The organism is Flavobacterium silvisoli, assembly GCF_004329815.1.
In the GTDB taxonomy this organism is placed as follows: domain Bacteria; phylum Bacteroidota; class Bacteroidia; order Flavobacteriales; family Flavobacteriaceae; genus Flavobacterium; species Flavobacterium silvisoli.
On record NZ_SJPE01000013.1, the window covers coordinates 41,010 to 57,052 of the forward strand.

The 16,043-nt window shown below is 36.6% G+C and carries 14 protein-coding genes; 8 read left to right on the plus strand and 6 right to left on the minus strand.

Annotated features, from left to right (window positions below; genetic code table 11):
* Window positions 1–61 precede the first annotated feature (61 nt).
* From EZL74_RS10610 to guaB, 3 genes are all read left to right on the plus strand, one after another.
* Window positions 62–1,660, plus strand: a complete 1,599-nt coding sequence (locus EZL74_RS10610; RefSeq protein ID WP_161971727.1) for a tetratricopeptide repeat-containing sensor histidine kinase — start codon at window positions 62–64, stop codon at window positions 1,658–1,660.
* 5 nt (window positions 1,661–1,665) lie between these two features.
* Window positions 1,666–1,839 carry a hypothetical protein gene (locus tag EZL74_RS10615; RefSeq protein ID WP_317125810.1) on the plus strand — a complete coding sequence of 58 codons (174 nt, stop codon included), beginning with the start codon at window positions 1,666–1,668 and terminating at the stop codon, window positions 1,837–1,839.
* A gap of 66 nt (window positions 1,840–1,905) precedes the next feature.
* Complete coding sequence (gene guaB / locus EZL74_RS10620) at window positions 1,906–3,378, plus strand: IMP dehydrogenase (RefSeq protein ID WP_131476591.1); 1,473 nt, start codon at window positions 1,906–1,908, stop codon at window positions 3,376–3,378.
* Window positions 3,379–3,440: 62 nt separating this feature from the next.
* Here guaB and purB read toward each other — a convergent pair whose 3' ends face one another.
* Both purB and EZL74_RS10630 read right to left on the minus strand, forming a co-directional pair.
* Window positions 3,441–4,784, minus strand: coding sequence for an adenylosuccinate lyase (gene purB / locus EZL74_RS10625; protein WP_131476592.1), 1,344 nt, complete (start codon window positions 4,782–4,784; stop codon window positions 3,441–3,443).
* A gap of 99 nt (window positions 4,785–4,883) precedes the next feature.
* Window positions 4,884–5,591, minus strand: coding sequence for an SIR2 family NAD-dependent protein deacylase (locus EZL74_RS10630; protein ID WP_131476593.1), 708 nt, complete (start codon window positions 5,589–5,591; stop codon window positions 4,884–4,886).
* Window positions 5,592–5,673: 82 nt separating this feature from the next.
* Here EZL74_RS10630 and EZL74_RS10635 point away from each other — a divergent pair, with 82 nt between their 5' ends.
* On the plus strand, window positions 5,674–6,342 hold the full coding sequence (locus EZL74_RS10635) for a TrmH family RNA methyltransferase (RefSeq protein ID WP_131476594.1): 669 nt from the start codon (window positions 5,674–5,676) through the stop codon (window positions 6,340–6,342).
* Window position 6,343: 1 nt separating this feature from the next.
* On the opposite strand, the gene EZL74_RS10640 is transcribed toward EZL74_RS10635, so the two are convergent.
* The 3 genes from EZL74_RS10640 to EZL74_RS10650 form a co-directional block, all read right to left on the minus strand.
* Window positions 6,344–7,111 (minus strand): carboxypeptidase-like regulatory domain-containing protein, encoded by a 768-nt coding sequence (locus tag EZL74_RS10640; RefSeq protein ID WP_131476595.1) that lies wholly within the window; start codon window positions 7,109–7,111, stop codon window positions 6,344–6,346.
* 164 nt (window positions 7,112–7,275) lie between these two features.
* Window positions 7,276–9,135, minus strand: coding sequence for a DEAD/DEAH box helicase (locus EZL74_RS10645; protein WP_131476596.1), 1,860 nt, complete (start codon window positions 9,133–9,135; stop codon window positions 7,276–7,278).
* A gap of 142 nt (window positions 9,136–9,277) precedes the next feature.
* Window positions 9,278–9,847, minus strand: coding sequence for a non-canonical purine NTP diphosphatase (locus tag EZL74_RS10650; protein WP_131476597.1), 570 nt, complete (start codon window positions 9,845–9,847; stop codon window positions 9,278–9,280).
* A gap of 143 nt (window positions 9,848–9,990) precedes the next feature.
* On the opposite strand from EZL74_RS10650, the gene EZL74_RS10655 reads away from it, so the two are divergent.
* From EZL74_RS10655 to EZL74_RS10665, 3 genes are all read left to right on the plus strand, one after another.
* Complete coding sequence (locus EZL74_RS10655; RefSeq protein ID WP_131476598.1) at window positions 9,991–12,384, plus strand: hybrid sensor histidine kinase/response regulator; 2,394 nt, start codon at window positions 9,991–9,993, stop codon at window positions 12,382–12,384.
* Between the two features lie 96 nt (window positions 12,385–12,480).
* A complete protein-coding gene (locus EZL74_RS10660) occupies window positions 12,481–13,740 on the plus strand; it encodes an aminotransferase class I/II-fold pyridoxal phosphate-dependent enzyme (protein ID WP_131476599.1) in 1,260 nt (419 codons plus the stop codon).
* Window positions 13,741–13,888: 148 nt separating this feature from the next.
* Window positions 13,889–15,391, plus strand: coding sequence for a thioredoxin-like domain-containing protein (locus EZL74_RS10665; protein WP_131476600.1), 1,503 nt, complete (start codon window positions 13,889–13,891; stop codon window positions 15,389–15,391).
* Between the two features lie 3 nt (window positions 15,392–15,394).
* Here the strand turns inward: EZL74_RS10665 and EZL74_RS10670 are convergent, their stop codons facing one another.
* Window positions 15,395–15,778, minus strand: a complete 384-nt coding sequence (locus EZL74_RS10670) for a pyrophosphohydrolase domain-containing protein (RefSeq protein WP_131476601.1) — start codon at window positions 15,776–15,778, stop codon at window positions 15,395–15,397.
* 76 nt (window positions 15,779–15,854) lie between these two features.
* Here EZL74_RS10670 and EZL74_RS10675 point away from each other — a divergent pair, with 76 nt between their 5' ends.
* Window positions 15,855–16,043, plus strand: coding sequence for a hypothetical protein (locus EZL74_RS10675; RefSeq protein WP_131476602.1), 189 nt, complete (start codon window positions 15,855–15,857; stop codon window positions 16,041–16,043).

Consider the following 16,043-nt stretch of genomic DNA (forward strand, 5'->3'; position numbering starts at 1 on the left):
GTTTGCATTTCAAAACACAGTTTTCGGCACACCGCACCCTAAAGATTCTATTAATTTCTACTTGAAGGAATCTAAAAAGTACACCTATTCCGATTTCAGTACTGCCAAACTTTATTTGGCGAAAGCCGACAAAATAGCCCATCAACTTAATGACAAAAATGCAATTGCTGATGTAGAATTTCAGTTTGCGGCCAATTATTATATTTTCGGTTCGTATGACGTAGCCTTGAAACACTACATTAAAGCAGCTCAAATATATGATGCTCAAAACAACAGACTCGGAGTTGCAAAATGTTTGATGGGGCAAGGTATTATTTTACAAAGTTATGACAGAGATGAAGAAGCATTAAAAAAATTCAAAAAATCAATTGCTATCTGCAGGGCACTGAAGAATCATTCGTTCGTTATAAAAAATCTTTTGAATATGGGAGTTTCTCAAGCTAATTTAAACCTATACAATGAAGCTTATGAAAGTTTTACAGAATCCCTAAAATTAAGTCGAAAATTAAAATTTGAGGAAGATTCTCAAATGGCAATGAATAAGTTAGCCAATACCCACTATGTTAAGAACCATCTTGATTCGGCGGTATATTACTACCAAAAAGTACTGAATGATAAAGTCAAACCTAATTTATGGGAAGAAGCTTATGCTTTATCAGGCCTTTCAGAAGTTTACTTAAAAAAAGGAGACTATCCAGCAGCCATTGATTTTGGATTAAAGGGTTTTGAAAAGGCTAAAACAGTAAAAGCCAAATGGGACATAGCCCGTTCGGCAGAAATTTTATCCAATATATACCGAAAAAAGAATGATTATAAATCAGCCTATGAATACCTTAAAATTAACAAAAGGTACAATGACTCTTTGTATGCCGAATCGAGAATAAAGGCGGTCAACATCCTGCAGTTAGAAGCCAAAGAATCTGAAAACGAAAAATTAGCGGCCAAGGCTGAAACAGCACAACAAAAGCTCAATAATACCCGAATTTTTGTAGGCTTCGTCATCATTCTTTTGGTATCGCTGTCCATCTTCACTTATTATTATTACCAATATACCAAACAAAGAGGGGAATTTTTCAAAGAAATTGCAATTAAAAACCGTGAGATTCAGAGTCAACAATCAATGATTACCGCTCAAAATATTGCTTTAGAGGAATTGAATCAAACTAAAAATAAGATGTTTTCTGTTATTTCACACGATTTAAAAACTCCTATAAATTCACTCATTCAGGTGATAGAACTCAACAAACAAAACGATTTAACAAAAGAAGAACAGGATTTTATTTTTGAACAGCTTCAGAAACAAGTGAAAGGAACTTCGCTGGTACTTAATAATTTATTGCATTGGGCTAATTCGCAAATAGACGGAACCAGTGTACATTTTGAAAAAATAATACTGAATCAAATTACTGAAGAGTCTATCAGTTCATTTTATGCTGAAGTGGTAAAAAAGAAAGTAAGTTTCAACCACAATTATAACGAAGATATTTTCATCAAAGCCGATATCGGGCAAACCCGCATCATCATTCAGAACATCATTGCGAACGCGATAAAATTTGCCCCTATCAACAGCCGTATTGATATTTTTTATTCTTCGGACAAGAGAAATACCAAAAGATTCACATCAAAGACTTTGGAAATGGTTTTAACCAGAGTAAAATAGATGAAATCATGAGTTTTAACAAAAGACTTACTTCTGAAAAAGGAACTTCGCTGGAAGAAGGAACCGGTTTGGGATTACTACTAGTCAAGCAATTTCTGATTAATAATAAAGGGCTACTCAATATTCAGAGCAAAGAAGGTGAAATGACCGAATTCATCATTTCATTTTTGAAAGCCTGAGCCGTCAAAGTTTAGAGATTTTTTACTATATTTGCTCGCAATTTAACTACAACTACAAATTGCAACATGAAAGCACACAACTCCAAAATCGTCGGAGAAGGTTTAACCTACGACGATGTATTGCTTATTCCGAATTATTCTGAAATCTTACCGCGTGAAGTTAATATACAGTCGAAATTTTCGAAGAATATTACTTTAAACGTTCCAATCGTTTCTGCTGCGATGGATACTGTAACCGAAAGCTCGATGGCTATCGCTATGGCACAAGAAGGCGGAATTGGCGTTTTACACAAAAATATGACTATTGAACAACAAGCGGCCAAAGTACGAAAAGTGAAACGTGCCGAAGCCGGAATGATACTCGATCCGGTAACTTTACCCCTAACAGCAACCGTTGGCGATGCTAAAATGGCGATGAAAGAATTCGGTATCGGTGGCATACCGGTAGTTGATGAAAACGGAATTTTAAAAGGAATTGCTACCAATCGCGATTTGCGTTTTGAAAAAATCAACTCACGCTCCATAACCGAAGTCATGACTGCCCAAAACTTAGTAACTGCAGCCGTTGGTACAACATTGCAGGAAGCAGAAGGCATTTTACAACAAAATAAAATCGAAAAACTACCGGTGGTTGATGAGAACTACAAATTGGTAGGTTTAATTACGTTCCGAGATATCACTAAGCTTACTCAAAAACCCATTGCCAATAAAGACAAATTCGGCCGTCTGAGAGTGGCTGCCGCTCTGGGGGTTACTGCTGATGCCATAGAGAGAGCTACTGCTCTTGTGCATGCCGGTGTTGATGCAGTAATCATAGATACTGCTCACGGACATACCAAAGGTGTGGTTACTGTTTTAAAAGAAGTTAAAGCGAAGTTCCCCGATTTAGACGTGGTTGTAGGAAATATTGCCACCCCAGAAGCTGCTTTATATTTGGTTGAAAATGGTGCTGATGCAGTGAAAGTTGGAATTGGCCCGGGCTCTATTTGTACTACAAGAGTGGTGGCCGGAGTTGGTTTTCCTCAGTTTTCAGCAGTGTTAGAAGTAGCCGCTGCTTTAAAAGGAACCGGAGTTCCGGTTATTGCCGATGGAGGTATTCGTTATACGGGTGATATCCCAAAAGCTATTGCTGCCGGAGCTGATAGCGTCATGCTAGGTTCCTTATTAGCCGGAACCAAAGAATCTCCGGGAGAAACTATCATTTTTGAAGGACGAAAATTCAAATCCTATCGCGGTATGGGTTCTGTAGAAGCCATGCAGGAGGGTTCAAAGGATCGTTATTTTCAAGATGTGGAAGACGATATTAAAAAATTGGTTCCTGAGGGAATAGTTGGACGTGTTCCCTACAAAGGTGAATTAAACGAAAGCATGCAACAATTCATTGGCGGACTCCGTGCCGGTATGGGATATTGCGGTGCCAAAGATATTCCAACCCTTCAAGAAAACGGGCGGTTTGTACGGATTACCACCAGCGGAATTGGTGAAAGTCATCCGCATAATGTTACGATTACCAAAGAAGCTCCTAATTATTCAAGATAATTTTAGAAAAGAAAAAGGCATAAGATTCAACTTATGCCTTTCTTTTTATGTCAAATTTCAAATTAAATTCCCAAATAATTACTAGGAGTAATCGCTAATAACTCTGTTTTAATTTCTTCCGAAACTGCCAAAGTTTGGATAAAAGCGTGAATCGATTCTTTGTTGATGACTGTATTGGTTCGGGTTAATCCTTTTAAAGCTTCATACGGATTTGGATAACCTTCTCTTCTCAATATTGTTTGAATTGCTTCAGCCACTACAGCCCAATTTTTCTCTAAATCTTCGGCAAATTTGGATTCGTTCAGCAGTAATTTGTTTAATCCCTTCAAAGTAGCATCAAAAGCAATTAGCGTGTGTCCAAAAGGCACTCCTATATTTCTCAATACGGTACTGTCAGTCAAATCACGTTGCAGCCTTGATATAGGAAGTTTTGCTGAAAGGTGTTCAAATATTGCGTTGGCAATGCCTAAGTTACCTTCAGAATTTTCAAAATCGATAGGATTTACTTTATGTGGCATGGCAGAAGAACCTATTTCTCCGGCTTTGATTTTTTGTTTAAAATAATCCATCGAAACATAGCTCCACACATCACGGTCTAAATCAATAATGATGGTATTGATTCGTTTTAAAGCATCAAAAAAAGCGGCTAAATGATCGTAATGTTCAATTTGTGTAGTTGGAAAGGAATGGTGTAAACCCAATACTTCTTCTACAAAAGCTGTTCCGAATTGTTTCCAATCTACATTAGGATAAGCCACATGATGAGCGTTGAAATTTCCTGTAGCCCCTCCGAATTTTGCCGCAAAAGGTATATTGAACAATAATCGCATTTGTTCCTCTAAACGTTCTACAAAAACCAACAGTTCTTTTCCTAACCGGGTTGGCGATGCCGGTTGACCGTGGGTTCGGGCCAGCATAGGGATGTCTTTCCATTCCATGCTCAGTTCTTTCAGCTTGGCAATCAAGGCAATCAGACCCGGCAAGTATATTTTTTCAAAAGCTTCTTTCACCGAAAGCGGAATTGCTGTATTATTGATATCCTGAGAAGTTAATCCGAAATGAATAAACTCTTTGAACTCGTTCAATCCTAATTCTTCAAATTTACTTTTGATGAAATATTCCACCGCTTTCACATCATGATTGGTTGTTTTTTCGGTTTCTTTAATCCAAAGCGCATCTTCGGTGGTGAAGTTTTTATAGATGTTACGCAAATTATCAAAAACCGTGCGGTTTACATTTTTCAGCTGGGGTAATTCGGTTTCACATAAAGCAATGAAGTATTCTACTTCAACCAATACTCGGTACTTGATTAAAGCTTCTTCTGAAAAATAAGCGGATAATGATTTGGTTTTGCTTCTGTATCTGCCATCAATAGGAGAAACAGCATTTAAAGGTGTTAATGACATGTTTTGTAGTGTTGTTTGTGGCACAAAAGTAAGCATTAGATTTAGATAAAAGAAAGCAGACGAACAGAAAATAAGCAAACTATCTGTATCTGTTCGTAATTAATCCGTCCGATTCAAAGCCAACAATCTTTCTTTTAAAACCGGCACTCCTTCTGTGGCAATCATAGCTATAACTTCTAAAGGATTTGAAAGATTATGGATACTTGCCGGTCGGGGATCAACATAAAAAACCGGAACAGAAGGATGGGCATAATGCATCAAACCGGCTGCAGGATATACTTGAAGTGAAGTTCCTATTACAGCCAGATAATCGGCTTGTTTTGTGAGCAGCATGGCTTCATCTAAAGCCGGAACCATTTCACCAAACCAAACAATATGCGGTCGCAATTGATGACCATCCGGATCGGTATCACCTACTTTTATATCCTCTTCCCATACCAACACATGTTTTGCGTCAGGATGATCACCTCGTGCTTTAAGCAGTTCGCCATGTAAATGCAATACCTTGTTGCTTCCGGCTTGCTCATGCAGATTGTCAACATTTTGCGTGATGATGTGTACTTCAAAATCCTTTTCCAATTCGGCCAAAACTAAATGACCAATATTGGTCGTTACTTCTTTTAACTGTCGGCGTCTTTGATTATAAAAATCGAGTACTAATGATTTATTTTTAAGCCAGCCTTCATACGACGCTACTTCCATGACATCATGACCTTCCCACAATCCGTCTGCATCGCGAAAGGTCTTAATACCGCTTTCGGCTGAGATTCCGGCACCGGTTAATACTACTAATTTCTTTTTATTCACGGTTTACAGTATCGTTTTAGGTTCGTTAACTATATTTGATTTAAAACTACACTTTTTTATTATTTTTGGCAAAACTAATTCCATGATTGACCTCGATTACCTAGCTTATCTTGAAGACTTTTTAACCGATAGCCGCAAAGAACGTTTTGCTGCAGTATTGGCCAACCGAACGAATCATTTTACCATTGCTATGGAAGATGTCTATCAGTTGCACAATACCAGTGCGGTAATGCGCAGCTGCGAGGTTTTCGGGATACAGCAATTGAACGTCATTGAACAAAAATTCGGGAAACGAATTGATACCCAAATTGCTATGGGAGCTCAAAAATGGGTTGACATCAATCGGTTTAATACCATGCAAAATTGTATGGATTCTCTACGGGAAAAAGGATATCAAATCATTGCAACAACTCCACACAACGATTCTTGCATGTTGCATGAATTTGACATCACTAAAAAGAGTGCTATTTTTTTTGGTACCGAAAAAGAAGGTTTATCACAAGAAGTTATAGACCAAGCTGATGGGTTCATCAAGATTCCGATGGTTGGTTTTACTGAAAGCCTTAATATATCAGTATCAGCTGCCATCATTATTCAAGACATAACCACGCGTTTGCGACAATCGGAAGTAAATTGGAAACTGACGGAAGAAGAAATTTTAAATAAAAGACTGCTTTGGGCTAAGAATTCGATTAAAGATATCAAAAGAATCGAAGAGCGTTATTACAGCCGCAACACACCATTAATATAAATTAATTTTTCTTTAACACTTTATACTGCTCATAACAATCACTTATAGCATCCATGATTTGCAGATCGTTCGCAGTTTTTATAAAAGATTCTGAGTAATTGCAACGCTGAAGAATCTCTGCAATTTCCTTTTTATCCACACCCAATAACACCGAAATCGTTTCTCTGTCGAATTTGGATTCGAGTAAGTTGCGCACCGTATCATCCTTTTTCATGGCTTTCAACTTTTTGAGTTCTTTAGGTTTTTTACCAAAGAAATTATACAACATATCGGCCGGATTGAAAATAGAACCTAGCACTCTAGTGAAAGCATTTGGCGAACTCTCCCCTGCTTCATACGCTTGCGGTAAGCCCGAAATACTGTAGCGGTAGTTTTCCTTATCGGGAATTAATTTGGTATCAACTTCGAGATAGCCCGTTAAATCATATTTTTTTACAATAACTTCTTCTAAGGCAATAGCTTTTTCGGTCAGCATTATTTTAGCTGTACCGTTTTTAAGCCAGTCATTGGTTACTCTGATACGCAACGATTGATAACCTAATATAGAAATGTGTAACGTGTCGCTCACACTGACTTCTAATTCAAAAAAACCTTTGCTGTTGGTTACAGCTCCTTTAACTTTATTGACATTGATGACATTAGCATTAGCAATGGGCATCAGGGTATTGTCATTAACAATCGTTCCGGTTACCTTTTGAATAATCGGATTGTCTTGTGCCGTAACACTTAGAGAAAATAACAGAAAAAGTAAAACAGTAAAATATCTCATGGTTGTTTTTGATGGTTTAAAAGTATGAAACTCTTTTAAGATAATTTACTGTTTGTTTAGAGAATTAGAACAAAATTAACAAAATGAGGTATACACCAAAAAAAACTCCGTTTTCACCTCAATATATTGAGCAAAAACGGAGTTGAAAATATTAGATTGAAAGCTTAGCTTCTTCTTGGTCTTCTGTTTTTAGCCGCTTCAAAAGAACGTCCTGCAGGTCTGTCATTGCTTTCAGAACGCCTTGGTGCTCTTTCCTCTCTTTGAAATGAACCAGGTTCTCTTCTAAAACCTCCTTCTTTTCGCGAACCAAAGCCTCCTGATGATTTTCTGTCACCATCACGTCTTCCGCCGAAACCGCCTGAACTTCTGCGTTCACCTCCACTGTTTCTACCGTTATGGTCACGTCTTGAACTGCTTCCACCATCATTTTTAGAAATCTCAACATTAATGCGACGTCCGTTTAACTCATATCCGTTTAAGATAGACATAACACGGTCTGTATGTTCACCGTCAGTATTGAAGAATGAAAAACCTTCTTTTACATCAACTTTAAATACGTCATCACGTCCTAAATCAAGCGTTTCTTTTAAGAAGTCTTTCAATTGCATCCAATCAAAATCATCACGGGCACCAATATTCACAAAATAACGAACTGGGTCTCCGGCTCTGATTTCTCTTGGTTCCGAACCTCTTTCTGATTTCTCTCCGGATAAATCGCGCTTCTTTTTATAATAATTGATAAATCTGTTGAACTCTACTGATACCATTTTCTTAATCAACTCTTCTTTAGACAAACTGTCTAAAACTTCATTAATAGCCGGAAGATAGTTGTCAATTTCGTGATCAACTTCTGTATCTTTTATTTTGTTGGCCAAATGCAGTAACTGAATTTCACAAATTTCGATTCCGGAAGGAATGGATTTTTCCTCAAACTTTTGTTTGATGATTTTTTCAATTGCGTGAATCTTGCGAATTTCACTTTTAGTAATGATTACGATGGAAGTTCCCAATTTTCCTGCTCTACCAGTTCTTCCCGAACGGTGATTGTAGGTTTCAATTTCATCCGGCAATTGATAATTCACCACGTGCGTTACATTGTCTACGTCAATTCCGCGAGCCGCCACATCAGTAGCGACCAACATCTGTACTTGTCTTCCACGGAACGACTTCATTACGCTGTCGCGTTGTGCCTGAGACAAATCGCCGTGAAGAGCCGCTGCGTTGTAACCGTCTTCGATTAACTTTTCAGCCACCGCCTGAGTGTCTCTTTTTGTTCTACAGAAAACTACTGAGAAAATATCCGGATTTGCATCTGCTAATCTTTTTAAAGCTTCATAACGATCACGGGCATTCACCACATAAAATTCGTGAGAAACTGTTGCCGAACCTGAGTTTTTAGCTCCTACGGTTACCTCGGCCGGTTCGTGCATGAATTTTTTAGCAATACGGGCTACTTCGGCCGGCATGGTTGCCGAAAACAACCACGTATTTTTATCATCGGGTGTATCAGACAATATCGAAACAATATCTTCATAGAATCCCATGTTTAACATCTCATCTGCTTCGTCAAGAATACAGTAATTGATGTTTTTAATATTTACAAGACCACGATTAATCATGTCCTGCATTCTACCGGGTGTAGCCACAATAATCTGTGCTCCACGTTTTACCTCTCGGGCTTGTTCTGTAATGCTTGCACCACCATAAACCGCCACTGTATGTAAACCCTTTACATATTTTGAGTATTGTTTAATTTCGTTGGTGATTTGTAAGCAAAGCTCACGGGTTGGTGATAAAATCAACGCCTGTGTACTTCTGTCTTCGGCATCAATTTTTTGAATTAGCGGGAAACCAAAAGCTGCTGTTTTCCCTGTTCCTGTTTGTGCTAAAGCTACTAAGTCAGTGTTTTGTTCCAATAGTACCGGAATCGCTTTTTCTTGCACTTCTGACGGATTCTCAAATCCTAGATCCTTGATCGCCAGCAGTAACGATTCATTCAGACCTAATTGTTCAAATTTATTCATATTGTATTTTAAATTGGGTGCAAAGGTAGTCTATAAATACCACATACCCTAATTTAAAATTAACTGAAAATCAATAAATTAAACTATTTAACGATTTATTCACAATCAAAAGCGGTTTGTAAGGCAATTTATTGAGGATTTTTTATTTCAAAAAATCAATTAATTTTTGAATAGCTAAGCCTCTGTGACTAATGCCCGACTTCTCTTCTATCGACAACTCGGCAAACGTTTTACTGTACCCCTCAGCAACAAAAACTGGGTCATAGCCAAAACCGTTGTCACCTTTTTTTTCTGTTGTAATTTTACCTTTTACTATTCCGACAAATAATGTTTGCTTACCATATAAATTTAAAGCGATTACAGTTTTGAATTGTGCTGTTCTATTGGCTTGATTTTGCAACTCATAAAGCAATTTATCCATGTTGTCCTCAGCATCTTTTTGTTCACCGGCATAACGGGCAGAATACACTCCGGGTTCACCGTTCAAAGCTTCAACTTCTAATCCGGTATCATCGGCAAAACAATTGTATCCATATTTTTCAGAAACATAATTGGCTTTGAGTATGGCATTCCCTTCAATGGTGTCGGCTGTTTCCGGAATGTCTTCCAAACAACCTATGTCTTCCAAACTCAGAATTTGAATGTGTGAGGGAAGCAGCAATTGAATTTCTTTGATTTTATTTTTGTTATTTGAAGCGAAAACGAGTTGCATAAATGAAGTATTTAGCCCACAAAATTAGCAAATCTGAGCATATTCTTGATTTAAAGAATATGAAATATAATTATTGTTTATCTTTTTAGTATTATTGCTAAACAAAATACAATATAACCTACTTAATAAATTGAACCAAAAATATGCCGTCAAAATACGTGATTAAAAGACTCTATCGTTCTGCATTATTTGTTTTACTATGCTTCTTGTCAGCTGAGTCGCTTTCAGCACAGTTAATCATCAATAATAAAAGAAATAACGAGAGTTTTTCCATACATAATCAAACGGAATATATAGATGTGGAGCAATCTAATTTTACTTTAGGCCAAATCCTGCATAACAAATCTCTTCATTTTTTACCTATGAAAAGTGAAAATATGGATTTTGGCTTTACCAATCATAATTTTTGGTTCCGATTCCAATTGGTCAATACTACAGATGAGGAAACGATATACTTTTTTGAAACTGCCCGTCCCATTACTGATAAAGCTGAGCTTTACACAATAAAATCCAATCATCAAATTACAAGATATCAAAGCGGAGATGCTATTCCGTTTGATAAAAAAAGTTTTAACCATCGAAAAACCATTTTTAAAATCGTACTGCAACCTCACGAAAAACAACAATTTTATCTACACATAAAGAGTGATGGTGAAATGCTTTCAATGCCGGTTATATTACATAGTTTGGAAAATTTACTTGAGGTTACTTCTTTTGAGCAATTCATATTTGGCTTCTTTTATGGCATATTAATTATTGCAGCTGTTTTGTACTTGTTCTTTTTCTTTGCTATGCGCGATAATACTTTTTTGTATTACAGCATGTATGTTGTTTTCATCGGATTATTGCAGTTTGCTGTTGATGGTTATTTTTTTCAATTTATCACTCCACAATCGGGTTGGTTATCCCTACATGCTGTTTTGCTTTTTGCCTGTGTTGCCAATTTCTTTTTGGGAAGATATGCACAAGTATTTCTCAAAATTAGAGTTTACAGCCAATTTCTGAATACTGCCTTTTATGTGATATATGTTTTAGATTTTTTATTATTATTGTCTTTATTTTTAATTGAAAATCACCAATATGCCTATCCTATTGCCAACATATTGGGATTGATATTATTACTTCTTATCGTTACATCACAAGCTCTAATTTATATCAGAACGCAAACTATCGATCGATTCTTCGCTGTTGGTATATTCTTTTTGATCAGTGGTTTTGTGGTTTTCATTCTAAAAAATTTCAGTTTGTTACCTCTTACTTTTTGGACCGAAAACGCCTCTAAATTGGGCACAGGATTGGAAGTGGTGTTCTTATCGCTTTCAATGGCTAACTTAATCAGAAATCTCAAGAACGAACGTGAAGAATTACAAACCTTGGCATTGCAACGTTCGGAAGAAATGAATGAACTAAAGTCGTATTTCCTCTCTAATATCAGTCATGAATTACGTACACCTCTCAATGCAATTATGAGCTTGTCTGACACCATTGCTGCTGAAGTCGAAAATCAAACAGTTAAGTCGAATTGTGATGTTATTAAATATTCTTCTAAAAGCTTACTGAATTCAGTCAATGACATTTTGGATTTTTCTAAAATTGAAAAAGGAGAGCTCAAATTAGAGATACAGCCATTTAGCTTGACTAAATCAATGGAACATATCAAAAACACAGCTATGGTCACTTCTAAAGAAAAAGATTTAGAAATAAAATTTCTCCTGTCTGACGATTTACCTGATAACCTGCTTGGCGACGCGATCAGATATGAACAAATTGCCAATAATATAATTAACAATGCTATTAAGTTTACTAAAGAAGGAACAATCAAAATAGAATTAACGTCAACTCCGAATGGAGAAAATCAGGTCAAACTTCAACTGAAAGTAACCGATAGCGGTATTGGTATACCTAAAGAAAAGATGAATAGTATTTTTGATTCATTCTCACAGGAAAGCATTAACAATAAACGAAAATTTGGCGGTCTTGGTTTAGGATTATATATCGTTAAAAACCTCGTGGACATACACAATGGTAAGGTTGATATTAGGAGTCAGCAAGGATTAGGCACCATTTGTACCATTGATTTGAACTTTGAAACCATAAAAGATAAACCCAAAGCAGTAATCCCTGAATCGAATACCAATTATGACCTAAAAGGCAAGCGAATTTTGGTAGTTGAAGACAATATTATGAACCAAATGGTCATCAAAATGATTACCAAAAATTGGATGAATACCGAAGTTGTGTTTGCTAACAATGGCGAAGAAGGAGTCAATAAACTAAAAAGCAACCCGTTTGATATTGTTTTGATGGATTTACAAATGCCGGTAATGGATGGATATGAAGCAACTATTGCCATACGCAAAGGAGATGCAGGCGAGGAAAATAAAAACATTCCGATTATAGCTGTAACAGCTGATGTAATGGAAAGTACTAAAGTAAGAGTACTCGAAATAGGGATGAATAAATACCTCTCTAAACCCGTTGATAAAGAAGTGTTGTATGAGAATATCAAATCATTGGTAGAGCTTGCAATCACTTAGTTCCAAACTTATTATTTGGCATAATTTTATGTTTTCAAACATTAGGAGTAAACTAAATTTATCTTTACTTTTGCCTCGTTTTTAACACTAATTACCATGGTAAAAGATTTATTCGAAAGAATACAAAACAATAAAGGTCCTCTAGGAAAATGGGCTTCACAAGCAGAAGGCTATTATGTATTTCCAAAATTAGAAGGCGAACTGGGTCCAAGAATGCAATTTCACGGAAAAGAAATTTTGAATTGGTCCATCAATGACTATTTAGGCTTGGCTAATCACCCAGAAGTGCGTAAAGCTGATGCCGAAGCCGCTCAAATGTATGGTGCCGCCTACCCAATGGGTGCCCGAATGATGAGTGGTCACACTAATTTTCACGAACAATTAGAAAATGAATTAGCCGAATTTGTAATGAAAGAAGCGGCTTATTTATTGAATTTCGGTTATCAGGGGATGGTTTCCATCATCGATGCTTTAGTAACCAAAAACGACATTATTGTATACGACGTTGATGCTCATGCCTGCATCATAGACGGGGTACGTTTACACATGGGTAAACGATTTACCTACAAGCACAACGACTTGGAGAGCATGGAGAAAAACCTGCAACGTGCCACTAAAATGGCCAATGAAACCGGAGGCGGTATTTTATTCATAACCGAAGGTGTTTTCGGGATGCGCGGTCAACAAGGTAAACTGAAAGAAATTGTAGCTATGAAACAAAAGTACAATTTCCGATTGTTGGTTGATGATGCTCATGGTTTCGGGACTCTTGGTAAAACAGGTGCCGGTGCCGGTGAAGAACAAGGTTGTCAGGATGGTATTGATGTGTATTTTTCAACCTTTGCCAAATCAATGGCGAATATAGGGGCTTTCGTTGCCGCTGACAAAGACATTATTGATTACTTAAAATACAACCTGCGTTCGCAAATGTTTGCAAAAGCTTTGCCAATGATTCAAACAGTGGGTTCTTTAAAGCGTTTGCAAATGCTGCGCACTATGCCCGAGTTAAAAGCTAAACTTTGGGAAAATGTAAATGCCCTGCAAAACGGATTAAAAGCTCACGGATTCAACATTGGAGATACTAATACTTGTGTAACTCCGGTTTATTTGGAAGGTTCAATTCCGGAGGCTATGGTGATGGTAAATGATTTAAGAGAAAACTATGGTATTTTCTTGTCCATTGTTGTTTATCCGGTTATTCCAAAAGGCATCATCTTATTGAGAATGATTCCTACGGCTTCACACACTATGGCGGATATAGAAGAAACGCTTACAGCTTTTGACGCCATTCGGGAAAAATTGGTTAACGGTACTTACAAAAAAATAGCCGAAGCCACTACAGTTGACGTTTCCTAACATCTGAAAAATATCTATTCCAAAAAAGAGGTACTTCACGGTACCTCTTTTCATTTTAAGGAAACTTTAAAATTTCCGGGGTTGATTTATGTCAAAAAAAAATTATTTTTGACTGGCTTATTTCAAAGGAATTCAAAACAATGTGTTTATGAAAAAATTACTTTTCGGTTTTGCATTATGTTTATCATCTCTCTACGGCTCAGCTCAAACAAATTATGAGATTACCATTAATTTAAAAAACTGCAAAGACACTCTGGCTTACCTTACCTTTTATCAAATGGATAAAACCATGATAAAAGACACTTGTACGAGCATCAAAAACGGTAAAATTGTTTTTAAAGGAAAAGGCAAACTCGACAAAGGAATTTATTCGTTGGTGAGTCAGCAAAAGTCTATTTTCTTTGATTTCTTTATAGATGACGATACCCAAAAGTTAGAGCTTGCAAGTGAAATAGGAGAAAATATGCTCAAAGAACTAAAGGCTTTGAATTCAGCCCGGGAAAATGAATTTTTCGATTACATCCGCTTTATTACTAAACAAAATAAGGACTTTCAGGAAATCAAACAAAAAACGGTGCTTCAAACTAAAAAAGACACTTTGGCTTTAGCTGATGTTCAGGTAAAATTTGAAAAAAACATAGCTGATTACGAAGAAAACTTTTTGTCCAAAAACAAAGGAACTTACATAGCCGATGTAGTCAATATCAAATTAGAAAAAGTTTTAAAAAATATCCCAAAAAACAAAGACGTTAAGTCTGATGATATGGCAGCTTTTACTTACTACAGAAATCACTACTGGGATGCTGTCAATTTTCACGACGAAGGAACCATACGCAATCCTTTTTTCTTCAAAAAAATCAAGAAGTATTTTGATTCGGTAATTCCTATTCAACCCGATTCAGTTTGTGTCCAAATTGATAAAATGATGAAAAGAACGACGCCCGGAAGTTTATTCAATAAATTACTGCTGGCACATTTCACCTATACTTATGAAACCTCAGAAATCATGGGTTTTGATAAAGTTTTTGTTTATCTGTCAGACAACTATTTTAAAACCGGCAAAGCCAAAGGAGTTTATGATGACGATGTAATTGAACGAATAATCAAACGTGCCGATAAATTAAAACCCTTATTAATTGGAGCACCGGCTCAGGATTTGTTCATGATTAAGGCCGAGGATTTTGATAAAATGAAACAAATGGGATTTGAAAACGCCAAGAACAGCGAAGAAATGACCAATGTTTTTTATAAAAATGTGAATGAAGTCAATAAAATGTTTGTCAAGTTGAGCGATGTAAAAGCTACATATACGTTACTGATTTTTTGGGATGTTGACTGCGGTCATTGTCAAAAAGAAATTCCAAAATTATTAACCGTTTACGACGAATTGCTCAAAGAACACAAAGACATCAAAGTATACAGCGTTTACATGCAACACGAAGGAGAGAAATACCTTAAATACATTGCTGAGCATCAATTGCCATGGATAAACGTGTATGACGGTGCCCATTACAACAATGCTGTCGAAAAATACGACGTATACTCTACTCCCGTAATTTATCTTTTGGACAAAGATAAAATCATCCGAGCCAAAAGAATCAGCGTCGACTCAATCAAAAAAATTATCAGCGATCTGGAAAATAAGAAATAGCTCTTACTTTAAAATTGTTTCAAAACTGGGTTTAAAGTAATTGGGGCCTTTCATCACTTTGCCGTCTTCACGATAAATAGGAAGCCCGTCTTCCCCCAGTTTGCTCATATTGCTGCGTTGAATTTCATCAAACACTTCCTCTATTTTGTGTTGCAATCCGTGTTCTAAAATAGTGCCGCAAAGAATATAAAGCATGTCACCCAGCGCATCGGCAACCTCGATTAAATCATTGTTTTGAACAGCTTCCAAGTATTCTTCATTTTCTTCTTTCATGAGATTGAAACGAAGTTGGTTTTTTTGTTCTCCTAAATCCCCTTTCATTTCATAACTGACTCCCAGTCCGAAAGCGTTGTGGAATTCTTTTACAGCATTGAGTTGTTTTTGCATTTTTCTGAAATTTTATGTGAATGCAAATTACGACAATCCGATGCATTTGAGTAAATTTGTTGAAAATTTCAAATAAATGTTCACAACCGGTCAATGGACTTTCGCCGCTTTGTTTTTTATAGCTTTTGTGATTGCAGCCTATTTTGCTTACGGAAAAGACAAAGCTTTACACAACAAAGTATACAAAGGAAGTTATAAAATCCTCATTGCTTTTCTTCTCTTTATTGCGCTACTGTTTGTCATCAAAGTAACGATGAAACATTAG